We start from the raw sequence: 20,009 nt of genomic DNA, 5'->3' as shown, positions 1-20,009 counted from the left end.
ATAAAAAAGGCTACGATATAGTATACCGCAACCTTTTTAGAAAGTCAGAATGCTGCCAAAGCGTACTGATAGTCGATACCATCAAAACACCAATGACAACGACTTGATAAGTCTAGCCTTTATAGAATTATAAAGGAATATAGAGTTATAAAGGACACTTTAGCAAATAGGTGATTACTTACCCAGTTTGTGCTTGACAACGCCGATCCAATGATTGGCAAACTGCTGCGCTTTATAAGCGTAAGGCTTGGCCTTTTGGATATAAGGTTTGTATTCTTCTGGGATAGCGGGCACGATGTGCTTGGCAAGTTTATTGAACCACATCATCAAGCTGTAGTCACCCTCGATACTTAAGTTGCCTTCTTGTACCGCCGTCATAAAGCTTGGCAAATCGCCTTTGGTTAGCAGCTTTACGCCCGTCATCGAGTCTTTAAAAGTAATGGTCAAATCGGCTTCTGTTGCATGGCCACTTTGCTGACTAAACTGACCATTGTCAAAGCGATAATAGCGTGCAATACCAGACTCAGTGCTGGCAAGCTCGATGGTCACATCACGATCCGCAAGCAGTTTTTGTACGTCTTCATTATCACTATCGGCCAGCATAGAGAGGCGATAGCCAATCACTGCCAGCAATACATCTAACGGGTCAGACTTGATATCTAATACAGGTAGCGTAAACATCATAAAACTCCTAAAGAATAAGACAAAAAATATAGCGTACTTTATATGAATTTTTGCGGCAAATATATAGTTAGAGTATAAACCATCAAATACCCTCAATTCTTTAGTAGTTAAGTAGAGAGCGTTTAGTATCTTGTAACATTAGCCATCATCAATGAAAACGCGGCTGATAATCGTCGTCATACACTGGCGTATGCTCGATATAGCGCGCGGCTTGCAACTCGCGCTGCTGCTGTACTGACTGACTGACATCATCGTAGCGTATGGCTCGATACAGCACCCAGCCTGCCAGCGGCAACCAGCTGATACCCATGGCGATGACATAGCTGTGCCATTCTGATAGCGCTAGCAGAGCCGGGCGACTGATCAATAGGCTTTGGACGGCCTCGACTGCTAGCCAATATGCCATACCGCCAAACAGATACCATAGCAGCCAGCGCTGTGATGAAAACGCCAACGCCAGCACCAAACCTGCCAGTAGCCCATACGCAAACAGTGCCGTACCACTCAAGCTATCTATACCGATAAAGGAAAAAACAGTCATTAACATCATTCATCTCGCTATTGATAAGGTGAATTTCTTATAACAATGCGACTATTATGAAAGCTTGCTGAGTAAAGCTAAAGAGGGTAGAGGCGGCTTTGCGACAACCGTTGACGTTTGGTTTTTTAGAATACTAGGCACCAATCACAAAGCCGATAAGCGGCCTTAAGCGTGGCGATTACCCCACCACGAGAGCAAGGATACCAATACAGCGCCAAGCAGCATTAGCCCTATCGTGGTCGCCCACTGCGCGCCTGCCGGATACTGCCATGGCATGACGTTATAAATGGCGTCGCTGTCGAGCGCCCCCAACGCATCGACCTTCCACGGCCATACTTTGACCAAGGAGCCGGCGATAAAGCCGGTCAGTAGGGCGAGCGTGGCTTGGTAATAGTGCGCTAGTAACCATTTGAGCGCCCGCGTGAATAACAACAGCCCTGTTGCCATACCAGCGATTACGGTCAAAAGAATGCTAAGGTTCATGGTATCGACCGCTTCTAACACAGCGTCATAAGCACCCAATAACAGCAAAATAAAAGACCCTGATACCCCAGGCAATATCATCGCACAAATAGCCACTGCCCCTGCAAAAAACAAATAAGGCAAGCTTGGCGTGGTGGTCATGATTGGTAGGCTGCTAATCACCACAGCACTGATAATCCCTACCAAAAACAGTAGCATGCGGCCGATATTCCAGCGTTTAATCTCTGTCAGTAATAAAAATACCGTGGCGACGACCAGACCAAAAAAGAACGACCAAATCAGTAGCGGTTGATGGTCTAAGAGGTGCTTGATCATACCTGCTAACGTGGCAAAACTACTGGCAATACCCAGCAACAAAAACAACAAAAACGTGGCATCGACTTGTCGCCAGACCGCAAGCAAACCTCGCAAACCGCTCTCTGCGCGAAACACCTGCCACAAGCTGGGGCCAATACTGCCGAGCGCATTGATCAGGCGCTCATAGATGCCGGCAATCAAAGCAATAGTGCCGCCAGAGACACCAGGGACAATATCAGCGGCGCCCATCGCCATGCCCTTGATATAAGTGGCTGCTAGCGATTTTGGTTGGTTATCCGCTGCTGACGACTCGCTTGGCCGCGGTGATTGAGGTGCCGTCATGGGTACATCCTTTATACAAAAATACGTGATGGGGTAAAATATCGAGTGAAACAAAGCTAATAAAGAAAAAATGCAACGAGATAAACATAAAAGCTAGGTCGATGACAAGGTATCAACCTAGCTTTTTTGAGCGTATAGCTACTCTACTTTAGAACAGGCACAGCACGACTGGTGTTTATGTTCCTTACGTGCTGTGCCTACGCCGATAGATGCTGCACAAAGTAAATACCAGTAGCACGTGGCACCCAGTAGTACATAGTATCTTGCCAGCCAGTATTATAGGGGACTGGCTATAGTGTGTTTTGCCGTTACTTGGTCGGGGCGAGCGCTGGATAACCCAAGGCATAAAGCGCGCCCTCAAGTCCTGTGACATTGATGGCAGCGTCGGCACGCGCTTGAACGATGGGTTTGGCGCGGTAAGCGACGCCCAAATCAGCAATGGCCATCATCGGTAAGTCATTAGCACCGTCACCGACACAGACCACTTGTGACATATCAATACCTAAGCGCTCGGCAGTCTGCTCGGCGATGGCGGCTTTTTTGGCACCATTGACGATAGGCAGCTGCACATGACCGGTCACTTCACCTTCATCGATATCTAAGGCGTTGGCGTGTACTTCATCGATACCTAACTGCTCGGCGATATAGTTGGCAAAATAGGTAAAGCCCCCTGATACCAGTACCGTATGATAGCCCAGTGCTTTGAGTGCACTGATCGTGGTGCGCGCGCCTGTCGATAAGGTCAAACGGCGGCAGATATCATCGAGGACATCGGTTGAGGTGCCTTTGAGTAGCGCCACGCGCTGGGCAAAAGATTCATCAAAACCGATCTCTCCGCGCATTGCCGCCTCGGTGATGGCTTCGACTTTTTCGCCAATACCAGCGGTTTTGGCCAGCTCGACGATGACTTCTTGTTCGATCAACGTCGAGTCCATATCAAAGCAGGCAAGCTTGTGCGTACGCAGCATATGACCGATGGACAGGATATGACAATCGACCACATCTAACTGCTCGCCGCTGTCTGTACGGCTTGTATTGTTATAGGCTTTGGTCAAGTCGTGACGTAAGCGGGTGGTAAGCTGATCGTCGATGATGTGGGCGGCTGCCGTCTTTTTGGCAGGGTGCATCAAGGTGTCGGTCACAGGCACCAACAAATAGCGATAGACCTGCACGGGGGTAAATGGCAAGCGCTGCGCATCACCTGCTGTAGGCTCGGTATCAGACACCGTGATATTGACAAAGCTGGCATCGGCGTCTTCTGCTACGGTGACCAAATGCCAGTTGGGCTGCTCATCGACCCAAGACTGTACATACTGATGAATGTCCAGCGCTGATACGTGAGTTGGCAGGACGACGATAAGGGCAAAAACAGGAAGGGACTGCAATGCGTCAAAATCTTGCAAATTCGTATTGTTGGGTAGTAGCGATGCAACAGAATCCACGGCTTGTTGCCATGCTTTGCTGTCTTTTGGTAACGAATAAGAGGTATTTTTTGGCATGACTCAATTGTCCCTTGTATGCTCATATAAGATTAGGAATAATAACAGTTTTACAGGTCAGCGCCTATAGATGGCGCGCAAAGTATTATGGTCTGCAAAAAACGGCTGCGTTGCCCACATAAATTTCTAAAACTGCTAACGCTATAAGGCTTATTATGGTGCTATAGTAGCTATGATAAGCGCGTCCGCTTGGTCTGTATGATAAGAGCGATAGCGGTATGTAAGCACAGCTGTGTGTAAGTATGATAGCAAGCACAATAGACAAGACCGACGATTTTTTAAAATTAGCCAAAAAATGAGCGACAGTCTCGTTTTTTAATTTCATTTATCCAAAAAAGTTTACCATATCATGACGTATTTAGCGCCGCGGCAAGGGTTGTTTGCCATTATTCTTCTGGTTAGTTTTTGTTTGCAGACACTACTATTGGTCATCAGTACTGATCAGCAGTTGAGCAAAAGTCGTGCGTTAAAAGGCGAACAGATGGTCGCACAACTGATAGATGAAGCGAGGCTGTCGCTAGAAAACAAAGACCGTGTCAGCCTCAGTGTCATCGCCAATCGTTACACCAGTGAGCAGGACGTGACGCGTATTTTGATCAAAGACAACAACGATGATATCTTGGTACCAGTGGGCAACGCACCGATGCAGCAGGGCGATACCATCCGTCAAATCGCTACCAAAGGCGATGCGGTCATCGGTAGTGTGGCGCTGACGCTAAAAGATATCAGCAAGGGTGAGATTATCGCCATGCAGTGGCCGTTTGTCATTGGCATGCTGCTCCTGCATCTATTGCTATGGCTGATTTATGGTTATCTTGCGCGCCCGACCAAAGAGCAAATCAACGCCATCAGCCGTGATGTCTCAGAGCTACATCGCGAGCAGTTTAGACAGCTCGATCAGCGAGGCTCTGAGCGCGATTATGATCGTAGCAGCTATGAGGACGACCGCCGCGCCGCAGACGTTGAGGTGACACAGAGCACAGTTGTCAATACAACCACCGCCGATGCCAGCGCTGCGGTACGTAAGCTAAACATTCATGGCGCAGTCAATAGCTATATCAGAGGGCAGCAAGGCGCAACGTCTGCAGATGCTGATACTCGGACTGATACCGAGCATGACTCGGATATAAGTACGGATATAAGTGCGGGTATAAAGGACGATGTTGATGCGACGTCCAAAGCAGAGTCAGCCCATCATACAGAGAATAAACCATCAGAAACAAGCCATAACCAAAGCATAGGCAAAGCGGCTCATGGCAGCGCGGGCCTATCAGCCACGCGTACGTTTGATAGTGTCAGGGTACAAATCGTCTTTCATGATGAGTTTAATATGCTTGAGCGTCTAGCGCCCGCCCAGCGCCTACCATATCTGGCACTATGCACACAGCTGCTCAACCAAGCGACGACTGAGCTACTAAAACAGCCGCTACTGCTCGGTGTCAGCGTGATAAATGAGCCAAGTTTTGATGATAAAGGAGCCAGTGTGCTGCTCAAAGCCGACAACAGCCATGCCAAAGTGGCGCTGGCAGGCGTGATGCTGGGCAAGCTGTATTTGATGCTAAACAAAATCATCCATGATAAGCATATCGAGCTGTCGCGTTTTGCACTGCCTGCCAAAGCAGGCGTCAGTGATGATGCACAAAGTGAAGCCATGATGCATCTGCTGCATGGTATCGGCAAAAAAGAGCAAATGCTGATCTTATTGCCCAATGCAGGTCTCAAACAAATCAGCCACCATGTACAGGTACAGAGCATCATGCGCCCAACGACCGTCTATGAGCGTGAGTGTGCGATATTTGAGGGAGGTAATGATGCGATGATTCAGCGGTTGGCGGATGTGCGTAATGCGGTATTGATGGTCGACAATCAAGAGGCTTCTTATTCGTAAGTGCTCATCAAGAGCGCTGTCTTGTACCGATGTAGTCTGTACAATTGCCTACAATACCGCTTGGCAAAGAGGTTCGGCTGGGACTGGGAAATATGCCATATTGACAAAAAGGATTGACAACTCTCAACAGAGACTTTATAAGGCATATATATATTGATGTATTTTTTATACCTTTGCTAAAACTGATAGGAGTTTGTCATGAGTGATGCTGATATTGACGACGATTTTGATGATGACTTTGTCGATGATGATGACGCAAAGATAGTAGAAGAGGCTGAGACAAGTGTGCGCACACGCTTAAGTAGCCTCGAAAAGCGTCGATTGATCGATAACTTGCTCGAAGAAAAGCGTTTGGCAAGAGAGCTAAAAGACGATCTCGATGATCTCGACGATTTCGATGAAGACGACGATGATTGGGACGACGACGATATCTGAGCGGCTACGTCATAATGCCGGCATTTTTTTTCTGTCAGCAGCATTCGTCTGTCGCTCTAGCGCCGTATGTTTGTCAACTAAAGCCTTTTAATGACCGCTCTACAGCAGCGCTTCATCTTTCTATCGAGATTTGGCGTTGCCTGCTTTTATTTTTTATCATGACGGTTTGGATACGTAACTTTTAACAGTCGCTTTCTTGTCCCCTCTATCATCATGCCTATCTTCGATCGTTTTGCGATTGACACCCCTCATTTAAGGACTTTTACTCATGAGTGATCCATTAAGCTTTGACGAACTACTAGACTACTTAGACACCCAAGAAAACCCCTACGTCCTCGATAGTGTCGCCGCCCATGGTTTTTTGACCGCCACCGTTATCGGTCGCCCGCTGCCTAATTGGTTGGATGCGTTTTTTGAAGGTCATGTGAGCGAGATTCCAGAAAACGTCGTCGATGGTATCAAACGCTGGCGTGCCGCTATCATGGCTGAGCTAAAAAACGAGACACCCATCGAGTTGCCTTTCAACGAAGACGCTGGTGATGAGGAAGTGGCGGTAGATTTCTCCGATGAGTCAGACATCGTCGCTTGGTCGATTGGTTTTGTCGATGCGATGTATGGCGAGGAAGCCAGTGATTGGTTTGAAGATGAAGAAACCAGCGAGGATGTGGCGGTATTGACGCTACCGATGATTGTGCTCAGTGGTATCGATGATGAAGATCCTGAGCTGGCTGCCATGCGCCGTGATGAAGACAAGCTGGCACAGATGGCCAATAGTATCGAAGGCAATCTGACCGAGCTGTTTTTGTTGTTTCATACCAACGACTGATACCGTACCTAGATCTTCCCACGCGTCAGTTCTTTTAAGTAGCAACTGTTTTAACAGACAGCTGCCGCTGTTATTTTGTATGCATAAGGTAATATCATGGCTTTGCAACTCTCCAATCTTGAGCATCTACCAGGGTATCAGATCACTGAGCGTTTGGATGTGGTCTATGGCAGTACGGTACGCTCAAAACACGTCGGCAAAGACTTGTTTGCTGGGCTAAAAAACATCGTCGGTGGCGAGCTGACTGCCTATACCGAGCTGTTAGAAGAATCGCGCCAAGAGGCAATCGATCGTATGGTGGTCAAGGCCGAAGCACTGGGCGCAGATGCGGTGGTGGGCTTGCGCTTTTCGACCTCTAGTATCGCTCAAGGGGCTTCCGAGCTGTTTGTCTATGGTACGGCGGTCAAGGCCGTACCGATGCCGGATCCAGCGTCTCAGCCGCCCCATCGTCACGATGATTCATCACGCCCACCGCAAGCCGCGACCACCCAGCCAAGCGCAGTGCCAGCTGATGACTTACCACGTTTCAACCCTTTTGGTTAACCACCTAAAAAGCCTATCCGCTTTTTTATAAGAAGAGACGTGTCATGAACCAGTCATTCACCCAAATGCTTATCAACTATGCGCCGCTCCTTGTATTGTTTGTGGTGGGGTGGTTTTTTGGCACCCGTCATGAGCGTCAGCATCTAGCGCAGCTACGGCAAGCTGAGCAAACGCTGGGTCATATCGTGGTCTCAAGCGAGCGGTTTTATCGCCCCAAACTGGCGGCGGACACGCAAGGTGAGCTGGTGCTCGGCAGTGTCGTGATCGCACAGGATTATTTTAAAATGATCGTCGCGCGAGTGCTGAGCACCTTTGGCAAAAACCTAACCACTTATGAGACACTGCTGGATCGCGCGCGCCGCGAGGCCATCGTACGTATGCGCACTCAAGCACATGCCAAAGGCTACAATCACATCTATGGTTTACGCCTTGAGGTGACCAATGTCGACCAGCTCGGTAGCATGGTGGAGGCCATTGCTTATGGCACAGCGGTGCATAGTATCGATGACACGCTCTAATTGTCTTGCTTTTACGCTTTATTTGCCTTCCTGATTTCCCTTCCTAGTTTGCTCTCCTTGCTTTGACCACCACATCTGACTGATAAGTCGTTGAATAAAACAGATAAAGCCGCTTTTAAAAGTATCGTTGCTCCTTAACCTCTCGACCATGGCGCTTGGCTACTATAGCAGTAAATGGTTCGGCCTAAACTTGGTGCAAAGAACGTCGGTAACCTTAGAAGTCGGCCTACAAAACAGCACGTTATCTCTCTTTATGGCATTGACCCTATTGGCCAATTATAAAATGTCGATGACGCCTGCGATTTATACCCTCATCATGTTTTTGACTGCTGGTATCTTGGTCAGAGTGTTTGGCGCCAAATATCGTCAAGTAAAGCGCTCAGAGGTGGAGATGAGCGTCTTAGCTGCTCGCCGTTTGTAACTGGCTACTCAAAGCGATCCGAGTCACCTTGTGTCGCCTTGTATTGGTTTTATAGGGTGTTGACTAGCGCTAAGGCTACGCGCATCGATACTTATAAGTAATCTATTTTAAAATTGGGACAGCGCTACGGGTGTTTAGCTTTCTTTACGCGCTGTGCCGATGTTGCTCGATGCTGCTTGATACTGCGCAAAATACATACCAGTGGCATAAGACATAAAGTGTGCCAATGTTATATCGGACTGACTATATTTTGTCGTCGGTCTGCTCTTTGACACGCTCCACTTCAAATAAAAAAGCGCGGTTTTTTAGTATCGCGACAAAGACCACGCCGCCCACCGTATTGCCAGCCAGCACCACTATCAAAAACAGCAAATAGCGCCACAGACTGACGGTATTGCCATATAGTAGGGCGGAGAAAATCTCGATGTTGCCGACGATGCTATGATGCAGTCCCAAAAAACCAATACTACTGGTGATTAGCGTTACCAAGACGATACGGCTAATGGTATCGCGCGCTGAGGTCACAAGCCATGCCGCGATGCCCATCATCCAGCCTGCCAGTACGGCACTGCCAAAGATGACCCACCATCTAAACCCCAAAATATGCTCAGCATAAGCATCGATATCACTGGCGCCAAACAGCTGCATATTCAGGCCAAGGCCAATCATCAAGGCGGCAAACAGGCAGCCGCCGACGATATTGCCTGCGATAACGATGCCCCATAGCCTTAGCAGCTTGTGCAATGGTTCGATTTTGTTTAAGACAGGCAGGCTTAAGAGGGAGGTCTGCTCGGTAAATAATAGCGACTGGCCGATGACAACGATGATAAAGCCCACCGGATACAGCAAGGAGGCGAGGACGATGGCATACTCGCTAGGTATGACGGCGCTCAGTAGCGCAAAGGCTGATAAAATCATAAAAAAGCTGATGCCAATCTCAAACCCTGCGGTAAAGGCGCTGGTAAATAATGAGCCCAAAGAGCGCTCAAAGGTTTCTTTGGCATGTATCACTTGCTCCACCAAGATACTGGCATAGCTTTTTGCTTGGCTTAGATTGTCATCGCCTGCGACTTTTTTGATGGTTTCTTTGTCTTCATCGCTGATTTCTTTGGGTAGGTCTTCATCCTTTAGGGTCTTAGTTGCTTGTACCTCGCTGTGGTCTGGCGGGTAGTGGTCTGCGGCAGCGTCATTGGCTGGCGTATCGTCAGGGCGCGCGATATCCTCTGCGGTAGGCTTATTGCGTGATGGCTCGGCTTGGTAGGTGTTGTTATGCTCGGTATCTTTGGGCACAGTAAACTCGCTGGTTATGGGACAATGATGGGGCGCTACCGACTGGCAGAAGGTCTCGGCCAATATATGGACAGACGTTATATGTTATAGCATGACTATAACGTATTATATTTGCCAGAGGGGGATTGCTGTTCGTTAATTGTTTAATGGATGCGCTTCAAAGCCGAAAAGCCGATAAATTGCCTTAGCATCTAACAAAATCTGGCCATCTGCGTTAAAATCACTCTATCAATCTCATCGCTTACGTTTCATGTTATTTGTTTGACCGAATTCATTCATTATTAATAAAAGATTATTCTATTATGAGCAATCCTGAGAATCATACCAACAGCACGACCAACTTGACCGAGTCTATTCAAGCCGCCTTGAGCCAATTAGAAAACGCTTACAGCCCAAAGGATGTCGAAGCGGGCATGTATCAAGGCTGGGAGGAGAGCGGTTATTTTGCCCCAACTTTTGATAAGGACGATTCGTTTTCTATCGCCTTGCCACCGCCGAACGTCACAGGCTCGCTACACATGGGGCATGGTTTTAATAATGCCATCATGGATGCGCTGACCCGCTATCACCGTATGGACGGCGACAATACGCTTTGGCAACCGGGCACCGATCACGCTGGTATCGCAACCCAGATGGTCGTTGAGCGCCGCCTAGAGGCGCAAGGCATCCGCCGCCGTGATATGACGCGCGAAGACTTTATCGATAAAGTGTGGGAGTGGAAAGAAGAGTCGGGCGGCAACATCACCCGTCAGATTCGCCGTCTTGGTAGCTCGGTGGATTGGTCGCGTGAGCGCTTTACCATGGATGATGGCTTATCCAATGCGGTCAAAGAAGTGTTTGTGCGTCTGTTTGATGAAGGTCTTATTTACCGCGGTAAGCGCTTGGTCAACTGGGACCCTAAGTTCCAAACCGCACTGTCTGATTTAGAAGTAGAAAACGTCGATGAAAAAGGCAGCTTGTGGCATTTCCGCTACTATTTCACCGATACAGACATCACCACCCAAGACGGCAAAAACTATCTGGTGGTCGCCACCACCCGTCCTGAGACATTATTGGGTGATACCGCTGTGGCCGTCAACCCAAGCGATGAGCGCTATGCGCATTTGATCGGCAAGACCATTACTTTGCCAATCACAGGCCGCGTGGTGCCGATCGTGGCCGATGATTATGTCGAAAGCGACTTTGGTACAGGCTGTGTCAAGATTACCCCTGCCCATGACTTTAATGACTATGAGCTGGGCCGTCGTCACAGCTTGCCACTGATTAACATCTTAGATGAGCGTGCCAACATTTTGCCTGAGATGGAGGTCTATGCTGATCTGCAAACGCGTGAGCCTGCACTTGAGACCACGCCGAGCGAATACGCTGGGCTTGAGCGTTTTGCGGCGCGCAAGCAACTGGTCGAGCAAGCAAGTAGCGAAGGCTGGCTAGAAGACATCGAAGACTACGCGCTAAAAGCGCCGCGTGCCGAGCGCGGTGGTACCATCGTCGAGCCGTGGCTGACTGATCAGTGGTATGTCGCCGTCAATAAGCTGGCGGGACCAGCGATCGATGCGGTCGAAGATGGTCGTATTGAGTTTGTCCCTGCGCAGTACAAAAACATGTACATGGCATGGATGACTGACCTGCAAGACTGGTGTATCAGCCGTCAGCTGTGGTGGGGTCACCGCATCCCAGCGTGGTACGACGATGCGGCAGGTGAGGTGTATGTCGCACGTAGCGAGGCGGAGGTTCGCACTAAGTACAATTTAGGCGATGATGTGGTATTGCGCCAAGACGATGATGTCCTTGATACGTGGTTTAGCTCAGGGCTATGGACCTTTAGTACGTTAGATTGGGCAGACCCTAAGGCCGATCCGCGCGTGCTGCAGACTTTTCACCCGACCAGCGTGTTAGTCACTGGTTTTGACATTATCTTCTTTTGGGTGGCGCGCATGATCATGATGACCATGCATTTTGTCAAAAACGAAGATGGTACGCCGCAAGTGCCGTTTAAGACTGTCTATGTCCACGGCCTAGTACGTGATGGCAATGGTCAAAAGATGTCCAAATCGAAAGGCAACGTCTTAGATCCGATTGATTTGATTGACGGTATCGATCTAGAAGCGCTGGTCGAAAAACGCACCAGCAATATGATGAATCCCAAGGACGCGGCGAAGATTGAGAAGCAAACGCGTAAAGAGTTCCCAGAGGGTATCCCAGCCTATGGTACCGATGCGCTGCGCTTTACCTTCACCTCTCTTGCCAGTACTGGCCGCGACATCAACTTTGATCTCAAGCGCGTTGAGGGCTATCGGAACTTCTGTAATAAAATCTGGAACGCCAGCCGCTTTGTACTGATGAACTGTATCGATAATGACGGTAACGCCAAACCTATCGACCAAGCGGCCAACGTAGATGTTTGGGAATTACCAGAAAAATGGATCATGAGCCGTCTCAACTCGACGATTAGCAATATCCATCAGCACTTTGCCCAGTATCGCCTCGATATGGTCAGCCATGACATTTATGAGTTTATCTGGAACGAGTACTGCGACTGGTATGTCGAGCTTGCCAAAGCCAGCCTCAATGATGACTCGGTGACAGACGAGCGTAAAGCGCAAATCCGCTACGTGCTGCTGCATGTGCTCGAGACGGCGCTGCGCTTTAGCCATCCGATCATGCCGTATCTGACCGAAGAGATTTGGCAGACTGTCGCGCCGCTGCTGAGCCGTAAAGATACCGACAGCATCGTCGTCGCAGCTTATCCTCAAGCTGATAATGCGCAGATCAGTGAGCAGGTGGAGGCGGACATGGCATGGCTACAAGAGCTGATCGCCAGTATCCGCAATATCCGCGGTGAGATGAAACTGGGTAACGCCGTACGCCTACCAGTATTGCTACAAAATATCTCAGATGAGGAAGAAGCGCGGCTATCACGTATCAAAAACCAGTTTAAAGCACTGGCCAAAGTCGAGAGCTTAGAGATCGTCAAAGAAGGTGATGAGGTGCCACTGTCATCATCAAGTATGGTCGGTCAGCTACGCGTACTGGTACCGATGAAAGGGCTAATCGATCCAACGGCTGAGCTGGCACGTCTGGACAAAGCGTATGAGAAGCTACAAAAGCAAGCAGACGGTATCGCTCGCAAGCTGAGCAATGCAGGCTTTGTCAGTAAAGCGCCTGCGCAAGTAGTCGATGCTGAGAAGGCGAAACTGGCTGAGTTAGAAGGGCAGTTGACGGCGATGACGGCGCAGATGGAGCAGTTAAAAGCGTTGTAGGTTTTATTAGATGTGTTTGAATCTATGCAATTTAATACACAAGGACGTGTAAAATTAATGATAGTTATCTACAGGGTATAAATTTTGAATATAACAGCTGAAATGATAGAAAAAGCATATAAATATTTGAAAACATATGCATACAATGAAAAGTATAATCTATTTATAAAAAAAAGAGTAGCAGAGTTCGAATTTGCTCAGTGTAGAGACACAAGTAATCAATCTACAGACTATCCTAATCTTAACTACTCACTATTGGAGGATTTTTTTCAGACTTTCTCCGAGAAAATAAATAATGAAAATTTTTTAGAGTCTGAAGAGTTTACTGCACTATTAAATAAAATTGAGGTCAGATATTTACCAAAAAGGTTTCTAGAGGTTAGTGACGAGAAGGATAGTTATAAAGAAGAAAATTTTTATACGAATAATAATTCGAAGGAAAGATATAAATTTGAAGGCTGTAACTTTATAATTGATGCTCCTATAGAGTTTCATTTACTTGATGTTCTCTGGTCTTTATTGGTGGGTAGTGAGTTAGATAACTCTTTATCTGACGATTGTTATGGGAATAGATTATCAAAAGACGCTAAAAGTTTTATTACAAATCATACGTCAGAATATAAGTCAAATAAGATATATAAATACTACTTTACTCAATATGACCATTGGAGAAGAAACGCTGTTAAGCAAGCAGCTTCTATATCTGAGAACAACGAAGATGTAGCAATTTTATCTTTAGATATAAAGTCTTTCTACTATAATTTGGATATAGATTTTAGGAACCTACCAGAAAATAAATACAGAAATTTAACTCTAATGTTAGAAGATATTTTAAAGTCTTATAATTCTTTGAGGAGACAAAGCCTTGGATTAGGATCAAGCAAAAATAATTGTAATAAAAATACTCTTCCGATCGGTTTTGTTAGCTCATCGATATTAGGTAATTATGCATTAAAGCGCTTTGATGAACATATTTCCGAAGTTGTTAGACCTTCGTATTATGGAAGATATGTAGATGATATTTTAATGGTTTTTAAAAAACCCATACTGTCTTCTGAAGATACAATAAAGAACTTTATCTATAGATATCTAGGTAAGTTGATAAAATTTGAAGGAAGCGAATTGACGGTTTGTCTAACTGGATCAATAAACTTAGATAATCCAAAAATTCAAATGAAGAAAGTGGTTTTACAACATTTTGGGAAAGATGATAGCAAGGCAGGACTGAAGTTCTTGAAGAAAGAATTGGATTCAAAAACTAGTATAATTAATTTTCATAATAGCCATATTGATGAGGATTTAGATTTTTTCGCTTATAAGGCCTTGTATAGTCAGGAGGAAGACCATTTAAAGAGTTTAATAGGTGTAACAGAAAACAAAAGAGAACTGTTGAATTTTTTAAATAGCCATATTTTAGCAAATAAACTTTGTGGGTTTAATAACTCAACCGATATTTATTATAAGATAAAACATCTTTTTAAAGGTTTTAATATATTAAGATTTTATGGTTTTTGGCATAAAATATATGAATATCTTTTTGTCAATAATAGATTGACAGAAGCCCTAGAACTTAAAAGTATAATAGATTTGGAAATAATTTCGACTTCTAGTAAGGCTTATCTTGATATAGAGGATGAAAGATACCGTAACAGCCTTATCGAATCTCTTGAAGCGTATAATAATATATGCTTTCACCTAGCAAAAGCACCAACTGTGAATTTTTCGAGGATAGGAAAAGAGATTAGTTTTGTTGATGTTTCACTGCTTTTACCCCCAGAAGAGGCGCTAGCACAAAAATTTAAAGTTAGTAATATTTTTAATCACGACTTGGTTGTATGGCCTTTAATAAACTATAGTAGTTATCGTGGGAGCTTTATAAATCAAGATAAGATACTTACTTCTACAGGTCTAGAGCTTGATAAGAATAAGGTGGAATACTCTCCAAGATTTATTAACTTTGATGAGCTTCAATTGTTGAAACTGTTAGAGAAAATAAACTCTTCTCCAGAAGGGCGCGAAAACGAGATTGCTTTTGACTTTGAACAATATTTCAAAGGATGTAAAGATGCCTATCAATATGGTTTCACTCTAGATAATATTAAGGTTGAAACTAATCCTAATTTATCGAGTAACTCTCTAAAAATCGTAGATGTGAACTTACCCGATAATAGTAAGTTGGGTGAAATTGGTGTTGGCATAGCTAATATAAGAATTGATGAATCGGATATATATATAAATCTTAAGGATGATCAAGCACCTAATATATCTATCAAAAGATGGAATAAATTAAAAAATATTTTAGAGTCAGCTAAAAAAAATGAATGTGATCTGCTGGTTCTTCCTGAGGTCAGTGTACCTGTGCTCTGGCTACCGTATATTATATCCTTTTCCAGAACAAGAAATATAGGAGTTATATTTGGCTTAGAACATTGGGTATCAAAAAACAAAATAGCGTATAACTTAATGATTGAGTCTTTACCTTATATTGAGGGAGTAAAGCGCTACAGAAAGAATATTTTTACGGCAAGGCTTAAAAACCATTATTCACCTAGAGAAGATAGATTGATTAATGAATACCATTTAAAATCTCCTATAGAACCTTTTAGTTTGAATAAAGTAAGTTGTTACCATAAGGTCAAATGGAAAGGAGTATCTTTAGCTACTTACAATTGCTATGAGCTAGCTGATATTAATCATCGAGCTATATTTAAAAATGAAATAGACTTACTGGTTGCCTCTGTTTTCAATTCTGATACTAATTATTATGATCATATTATGGAGTCTGTAGTTCGAGATCTGCATTGTTACGTTGTGCAGGTAAACACATCCCAATATGGTGGCTCTTGTGTATTGCGACCATCTAAAACAGAACTTAAGAAGATGTTGTATCTAAAGGGTGGTGAAAATGAATGTGTATTAAAAACTACTGTTGATATATCTAAGCTGAGAGATTTTCAGTTTGGCAAAACAGGTTATACTTCTATATCAACAAACACCTTTAAAAGCGTACCTCCTGGATTTAACTATAAAAACTCACATAAGAGAAATAGCGATTAAGATTCTAGAACCAAATTGTCATACTGACATTAAAAAACCGCCATAGTAAACACGACGGCGGTTTTTTATTGTTCAAAATATTTTAACTTCTAAAATGCCCACAGCGATTGATACTGCTCATCAGTCAACGTCACAATATCGATTTCGGCCAGCATCTCGCGTAGCTCTTGCCATTTATTCGCATCAGGCTTGATAGGCGTGATCAATCTGCCCAGCGTATTATCTATGATCGCATCCATCAGCGCGTCCGCCTCAGTTTTACTATAGTTGTAATACATATGGTGGGCAGTCTCTGGATCATTTTTACACAGCTCAGTCATCTGGTTGGTCACTTGGATAAAGGTATCTATCGCGTCTTTTTTCGCGTTATAGATATCCTCAGTCGTCAGAATCTCTAACGCCGAAAAGTTCGGATAAGGGGACAGATGCTGGTCGATAAACGTAAAGTCCAACCCTTCATGCGTCGCTTCAACCCCTTCAAAGTTATAAAAGCACAGCCATGCACCATCGAGACTTGGGTCTTCTTGCAGGTTTTTTATATGATAAAAGTCCTTTTGTACAAAGGTTACATTGTCACGACTGATACTAAAGCCGTTTTTCTTGGCATAGCGGGATAAAATCTCAAAGCCAATGCGATTGGTTTTTTCTTCAGCCGCAGGTGTGCAGATACGAATGGGTTGATTATTCTTGAGCTTATCCATACTGGATTGACGCATTAATATGCCGCCATCGGTCTCAAAAAAACAGCCCAGCGCGAGCAGATTCGGCGCGTAATGCTCAAACAGATGAATCGGCTCATTCACATGCAGATCGATACTTTGATTTTGCAATTCAGCAAAGCCATCATAGTGGTCATCAGGCTCAATGATAGTGATATCTAGCCCTGCCTGCTCATATGCTTCTGTGGTCACACCCGCGATAAAGGACAGGTGATCAGGGTTTAAGAACCATTCGAGGGTGAGGGTCAGTTTGGTGGTTGACTGCATGGTTGTTTCCTTTTTAATGATAGAAAACAATCAGACTGATGCTGTTTAAATAAAACAAAAAAGGCAAAACAAGAAAGGCAAAATCTCAAAATCAGCTACGCCATCACCATGAACGTATGGCCAAAAGATTCATTAAAACGTGTCACGCTTGTTTCCTACGTCAGTGCTAACTGCTTCAGGTTCACGGGTGTGTCTCAGCGATGATTTTAACAATCGTTACAAGGTTAAAAGCAAAGCACCCCGACAAGATTGAGTGGTGCTGCATTATTTTTGATCAGTACTGCTAATGAATCCGTACTGCGAATGGCTATTATCGATAGCTACTGCATTATCATAGACGACTTGTAAGCGGTGATGCAAGCGTATCAGGAATGACAATGAAAGGTGATGACTGACGCTCGTTAACCGCCCTTTATAAAAGTTCTCATTTGTGACGGCTTTTTATAAGCGCTTTCAATCGACGTGTTAATAGAAGAGCGCAGTATTTGTCATTGGTACTTACCCAATCACTAACCAAACATACCGATTGATAGCAAAACCCTCATAAAAATAGTCTTGTAGCATATCTCCTGATACGGCATCCTTAGTGAGTTCTATAAGCCGCCGTCTTTGTCATAAATTTGCCGGCCAAAACCTGACTATCTGACACTATCCAACGATATCCACTATCCAACGACATCCTTTATGAGCCAAAAAAAGCACTTCTACTACCGCCCAAAGACCAATCAGCACCACAGCCCGACAGTGCGTTGGACATTTGTCATATTAGGCTGGTTGTTTTTTGTGCTGGGTATCATCGGCATTTTGCTACCCGTGATGCCGACTGCGCCTTTTATATTACTGGCAGCAGGGTGCTGGGCACGTAGCTCGCGGCGCTTTCATTTTTGGCTAATCAATCACAAATACTTTGGCAAATACGTCCGTGATTGGGAAGAAAATCATGCAGTACCGCTTTATGCTAAGTGGCTTGCGACCATCATGATGGCGATATCGACTGCCATGTTGTTTTATCGTCTGCCCGCTGATATGACATGGGCGGCATGGCTGGTAGCACTGGTCTGTAGCGGGGTTGCCGCCTATTTGTTTCGTCTGCCAAATGCCAAATAAAGTCGCCAATATAGGGCAATAGTTAAGTCCGGTTACATAAAACCTGAGATAAGGCTTGCGATACTAGAATGTTCCTCATATAATACATCCAAGCTTAAGAGCAGTTCTGCACCAAATCATTACCTCGTAGTATTAGTTATAATCCTTCGTTTTAATATTTATCGTTCAGTAGCTATTTGCAAGCGTTATCGGTCTATTAGACCACAAATAAATTAAATATCAGGGTTATGACTATGTCAGACGTTCAAAAAGGTACAGTTAAGTGGTTCAACGAAGCTAAAGGCTTTGGTTTCATCGCTCCAGAAAACGGCGCAGACGTTTTCGCTCATTACAGCGAAATCTCAGGCTCAGGCTTCAAAACTTTGGCTGAAGGCCAAGAAGTTGAGTTCACTGTAACTCAAGGCCAAAAAGGCCCACAAGCACACAACATCGTTGCTATCTAATTTGTCTTTTATAGATAAATAGAGCAAGATAAAAAAACGAGCCTTTGGGTTCGTTTTTTTTCGTCTGTAGTTAAGGGTCGTAAGTTATGGGATTATAGATAGTTATCATTTATGATGGCTATCATCGCTTATACAGACGAGCAATAAAAAAGGCCAACGACTTCACTATCGTTGGCCTTTCTAGTTTTAGGCAAATGAGCTGATAGCGATATTGATCACCCCGCCGCCGAGCAGCAACCAAGCAAACATCACTGCTCCTAAAATCAGCGGCTTGACGCCAGCTTGTTTGATAGCGCTCATATGTGTGGTTAAGCCTAACGCAAACATCGCCATCGTCAGCATCACATCATCTAGCATCACCATACTTTGCTCAAAGCCATCGGACATCGGTATCCAAGTGTGCAACAGCACCACCAAGATAAAGATAAAAGCAAACCAAGGGACATTCACTTGTCGTACACGGCTCATTAGGGAAGGTTTGTCAGTTTGGCCGCTACTAGATGAGGTCAAGGCAAATGATAAAATAAGCAAAAATGGCGCGAGCATCATGACCCTTATCATTTTGGTGACGACCGCGGTATTGCCGACCTCGGTGCTCACCGCGTTACCCGCGACCACCACTTGCGCCACTTCATGAATGGTGGAGCCGGTATAAATACCGTATTGCTGAGCGTCGAGCCACGGCTGCAGCCAGCCAAGATGGTATAAAAATGGATAAAGCAGCATGGCAATGGTGCCAAATACCACTACCGTCGCCACAGCGATCGTCACCTTGTGCGCTTCGGCCTTGACCACAGGCTCTGCGGCGATGACTGCTGCCGCCCCGCAAATGCTAGCCCCTGAGCCAATCAGTAGTGTCGTTTGCTTATCGACCTTTAGCCATCTGGTACCGAGCCAGTAAGTCAATAAAAACGTCGAGGTCAAGACCAGAGCATCGGTCATGATCGCTGGCATTCCGACACTGGAGACTTGTGTTAAGGTCAGCTTAAAGCCATAAAAAATAATGGCCAGACGCAATATTTGCCCCTTAGCAAAGGCCACGCCCACCTGTAAGCGCTCCGCGAACTGCGGGTAGACGGTATTGCCCAGTACCATGCCAAGCAATATCGCCAGCGTCAACGGAGAGAGGCCAACGATACGGCCATTTGACCAACTATCGATGCTAGTATCCAACCACAAGCACAGCAAACTACCAAAGAACACCACCATCAGCCCTGCTAAGTGGCGGTTGCGCGGGCAATAGTGATTCATTGACTGTGTAAAAGCATACATGGTTCGTCGTCCTCATGGCTATAATCAAAATAAGCATAAGCTTATGAGTAGACAGTATAAGACAAGCCAACTTATAATAAAAACAGATTAATAAGATAGAAGTTATCGAAAATATAG

At 45.3% G+C, this 20,009-nt stretch carries 17 protein-coding genes; 10 read left to right on the top strand and 7 right to left on the bottom strand.

Annotated features, from left to right (window positions below):
• Positions 1-174: 174 nt before the first annotated feature.
• The 4 genes from ACNFVB_RS11645 to serB all read right to left on the bottom strand — a co-directional run bounded on the left by ACNFVB_RS11645 (position 175) and on the right by serB (position 3,846).
• Positions 175-684: an SCP2 sterol-binding domain-containing protein gene (locus ACNFVB_RS11645; protein ID WP_430737604.1), complete on the bottom strand. Its 510-nt coding sequence runs from the start codon at positions 682-684 to the stop codon at positions 175-177.
• Between the two features lie 148 nt (positions 685-832).
• Complete coding sequence (gene aciT, locus ACNFVB_RS11640; RefSeq protein ID WP_226941226.1) at positions 833-1,225, bottom strand: AciT family ciprofloxacin tolerance protein; 393 nt, start codon at positions 1,223-1,225, stop codon at positions 833-835.
• 165 nt (positions 1,226-1,390) lie between these two features.
• The gene (locus ACNFVB_RS11635; protein ID WP_430737603.1) at positions 1,391-2,347 is read right to left on the bottom strand and encodes a DUF368 domain-containing protein; all 957 of its coding nucleotides are present in this window, start codon (positions 2,345-2,347) and stop codon (positions 1,391-1,393) included.
• Positions 2,348-2,655: 308 nt separating this feature from the next.
• Entirely contained in the window at positions 2,656-3,846 is a 1,191-nt protein-coding gene (serB, locus tag ACNFVB_RS11630) for a phosphoserine phosphatase SerB (protein ID WP_430737602.1), read from the bottom strand.
• Between the two features lie 349 nt (positions 3,847-4,195).
• On the opposite strand from serB, the gene ACNFVB_RS11625 reads away from it, so the two are divergent.
• The 6 genes from ACNFVB_RS11625 (at position 4,196) to ACNFVB_RS11600 (ending at position 8,477) form a co-directional block, all read left to right on the top strand.
• Positions 4,196-5,734 carry a hypothetical protein gene (locus ACNFVB_RS11625; RefSeq protein WP_430737601.1) on the top strand — a complete coding sequence of 513 codons (1,539 nt, stop codon included), beginning with the start codon at positions 4,196-4,198 and terminating at the stop codon, positions 5,732-5,734.
• A 198-nt stretch (positions 5,735-5,932) separates the two neighbouring features.
• Positions 5,933-6,169, top strand: coding sequence for a hypothetical protein (locus ACNFVB_RS11620; protein WP_105244160.1), 237 nt, complete (start codon positions 5,933-5,935; stop codon positions 6,167-6,169).
• A gap of 268 nt (positions 6,170-6,437) precedes the next feature.
• A complete protein-coding gene (locus ACNFVB_RS11615; RefSeq protein ID WP_075100354.1) occupies positions 6,438-6,995 on the top strand; it encodes a YecA family protein in 558 nt (185 codons plus the stop codon).
• Positions 6,996-7,091: 96 nt separating this feature from the next.
• Positions 7,092-7,538, top strand: a complete 447-nt coding sequence (locus tag ACNFVB_RS11610; protein ID WP_105244159.1) for a YbjQ family protein — start codon at positions 7,092-7,094, stop codon at positions 7,536-7,538.
• Positions 7,539-7,582: 44 nt separating this feature from the next.
• A complete protein-coding gene (locus ACNFVB_RS11605; RefSeq protein ID WP_430737600.1) occupies positions 7,583-8,056 on the top strand; it encodes a YbjQ family protein in 474 nt (157 codons plus the stop codon).
• 127 nt (positions 8,057-8,183) lie between these two features.
• On the top strand, positions 8,184-8,477 hold the full coding sequence (locus tag ACNFVB_RS11600; protein ID WP_430737599.1) for a hypothetical protein: 294 nt from the start codon (positions 8,184-8,186) through the stop codon (positions 8,475-8,477).
• A gap of 243 nt (positions 8,478-8,720) precedes the next feature.
• Here ACNFVB_RS11600 and ACNFVB_RS11595 read toward each other — a convergent pair whose 3' ends face one another.
• Positions 8,721-9,767, bottom strand: a complete 1,047-nt coding sequence (locus ACNFVB_RS11595; RefSeq protein ID WP_430737598.1) for a formate/nitrite transporter family protein — start codon at positions 9,765-9,767, stop codon at positions 8,721-8,723.
• Between the two features lie 302 nt (positions 9,768-10,069).
• Between ACNFVB_RS11595 and ACNFVB_RS11590 the strand changes: the two genes are divergently transcribed.
• On the top strand, positions 10,070-13,027 hold the full coding sequence (locus tag ACNFVB_RS11590; RefSeq protein WP_430737597.1) for a valine--tRNA ligase: 2,958 nt from the start codon (positions 10,070-10,072) through the stop codon (positions 13,025-13,027).
• An 84-nt stretch (positions 13,028-13,111) separates the two neighbouring features.
• Complete coding sequence (locus tag ACNFVB_RS11585) at positions 13,112-16,084, top strand: reverse transcriptase domain-containing protein (protein ID WP_430737596.1); 2,973 nt, start codon at positions 13,112-13,114, stop codon at positions 16,082-16,084.
• 89 nt (positions 16,085-16,173) lie between these two features.
• On the opposite strand, the gene ACNFVB_RS11580 is transcribed toward ACNFVB_RS11585, so the two are convergent.
• On the bottom strand, positions 16,174-17,070 hold the full coding sequence (locus ACNFVB_RS11580) for an ABC transporter substrate-binding protein (protein WP_430737595.1): 897 nt from the start codon (positions 17,068-17,070) through the stop codon (positions 16,174-16,176).
• Between the two features lie 684 nt (positions 17,071-17,754).
• Here ACNFVB_RS11580 and ACNFVB_RS11575 point away from each other — a divergent pair.
• Together ACNFVB_RS11575 and cspE are read left to right on the top strand one after the other, a co-directional pair.
• Complete coding sequence (locus ACNFVB_RS11575) at positions 17,755-18,177, top strand: YbaN family protein (RefSeq protein WP_105244153.1); 423 nt, start codon at positions 17,755-17,757, stop codon at positions 18,175-18,177.
• 233 nt (positions 18,178-18,410) lie between these two features.
• Positions 18,411-18,620 (top strand): transcription antiterminator/RNA stability regulator CspE, encoded by a 210-nt coding sequence (cspE, locus tag ACNFVB_RS11570; protein ID WP_025644841.1) that lies wholly within the window; start codon positions 18,411-18,413, stop codon positions 18,618-18,620.
• A 186-nt stretch (positions 18,621-18,806) separates the two neighbouring features.
• Here the strand turns inward: cspE and ACNFVB_RS11565 are convergent, their stop codons facing one another.
• Positions 18,807-19,892: a YeiH family protein gene (locus ACNFVB_RS11565; RefSeq protein WP_430737594.1), complete on the bottom strand. Its 1,086-nt coding sequence runs from the start codon at positions 19,890-19,892 to the stop codon at positions 18,807-18,809.
• Between the last annotated feature and the right edge of the window lie 117 nt (positions 19,893-20,009).

The organism is Psychrobacter sp. VH5 (assembly GCF_050572635.1).
Taxonomy (GTDB): domain Bacteria; phylum Pseudomonadota; class Gammaproteobacteria; order Pseudomonadales; family Moraxellaceae; genus Psychrobacter; species Psychrobacter celer.
This window is presented reverse-complemented; position numbering and strand designations above follow the sequence as displayed.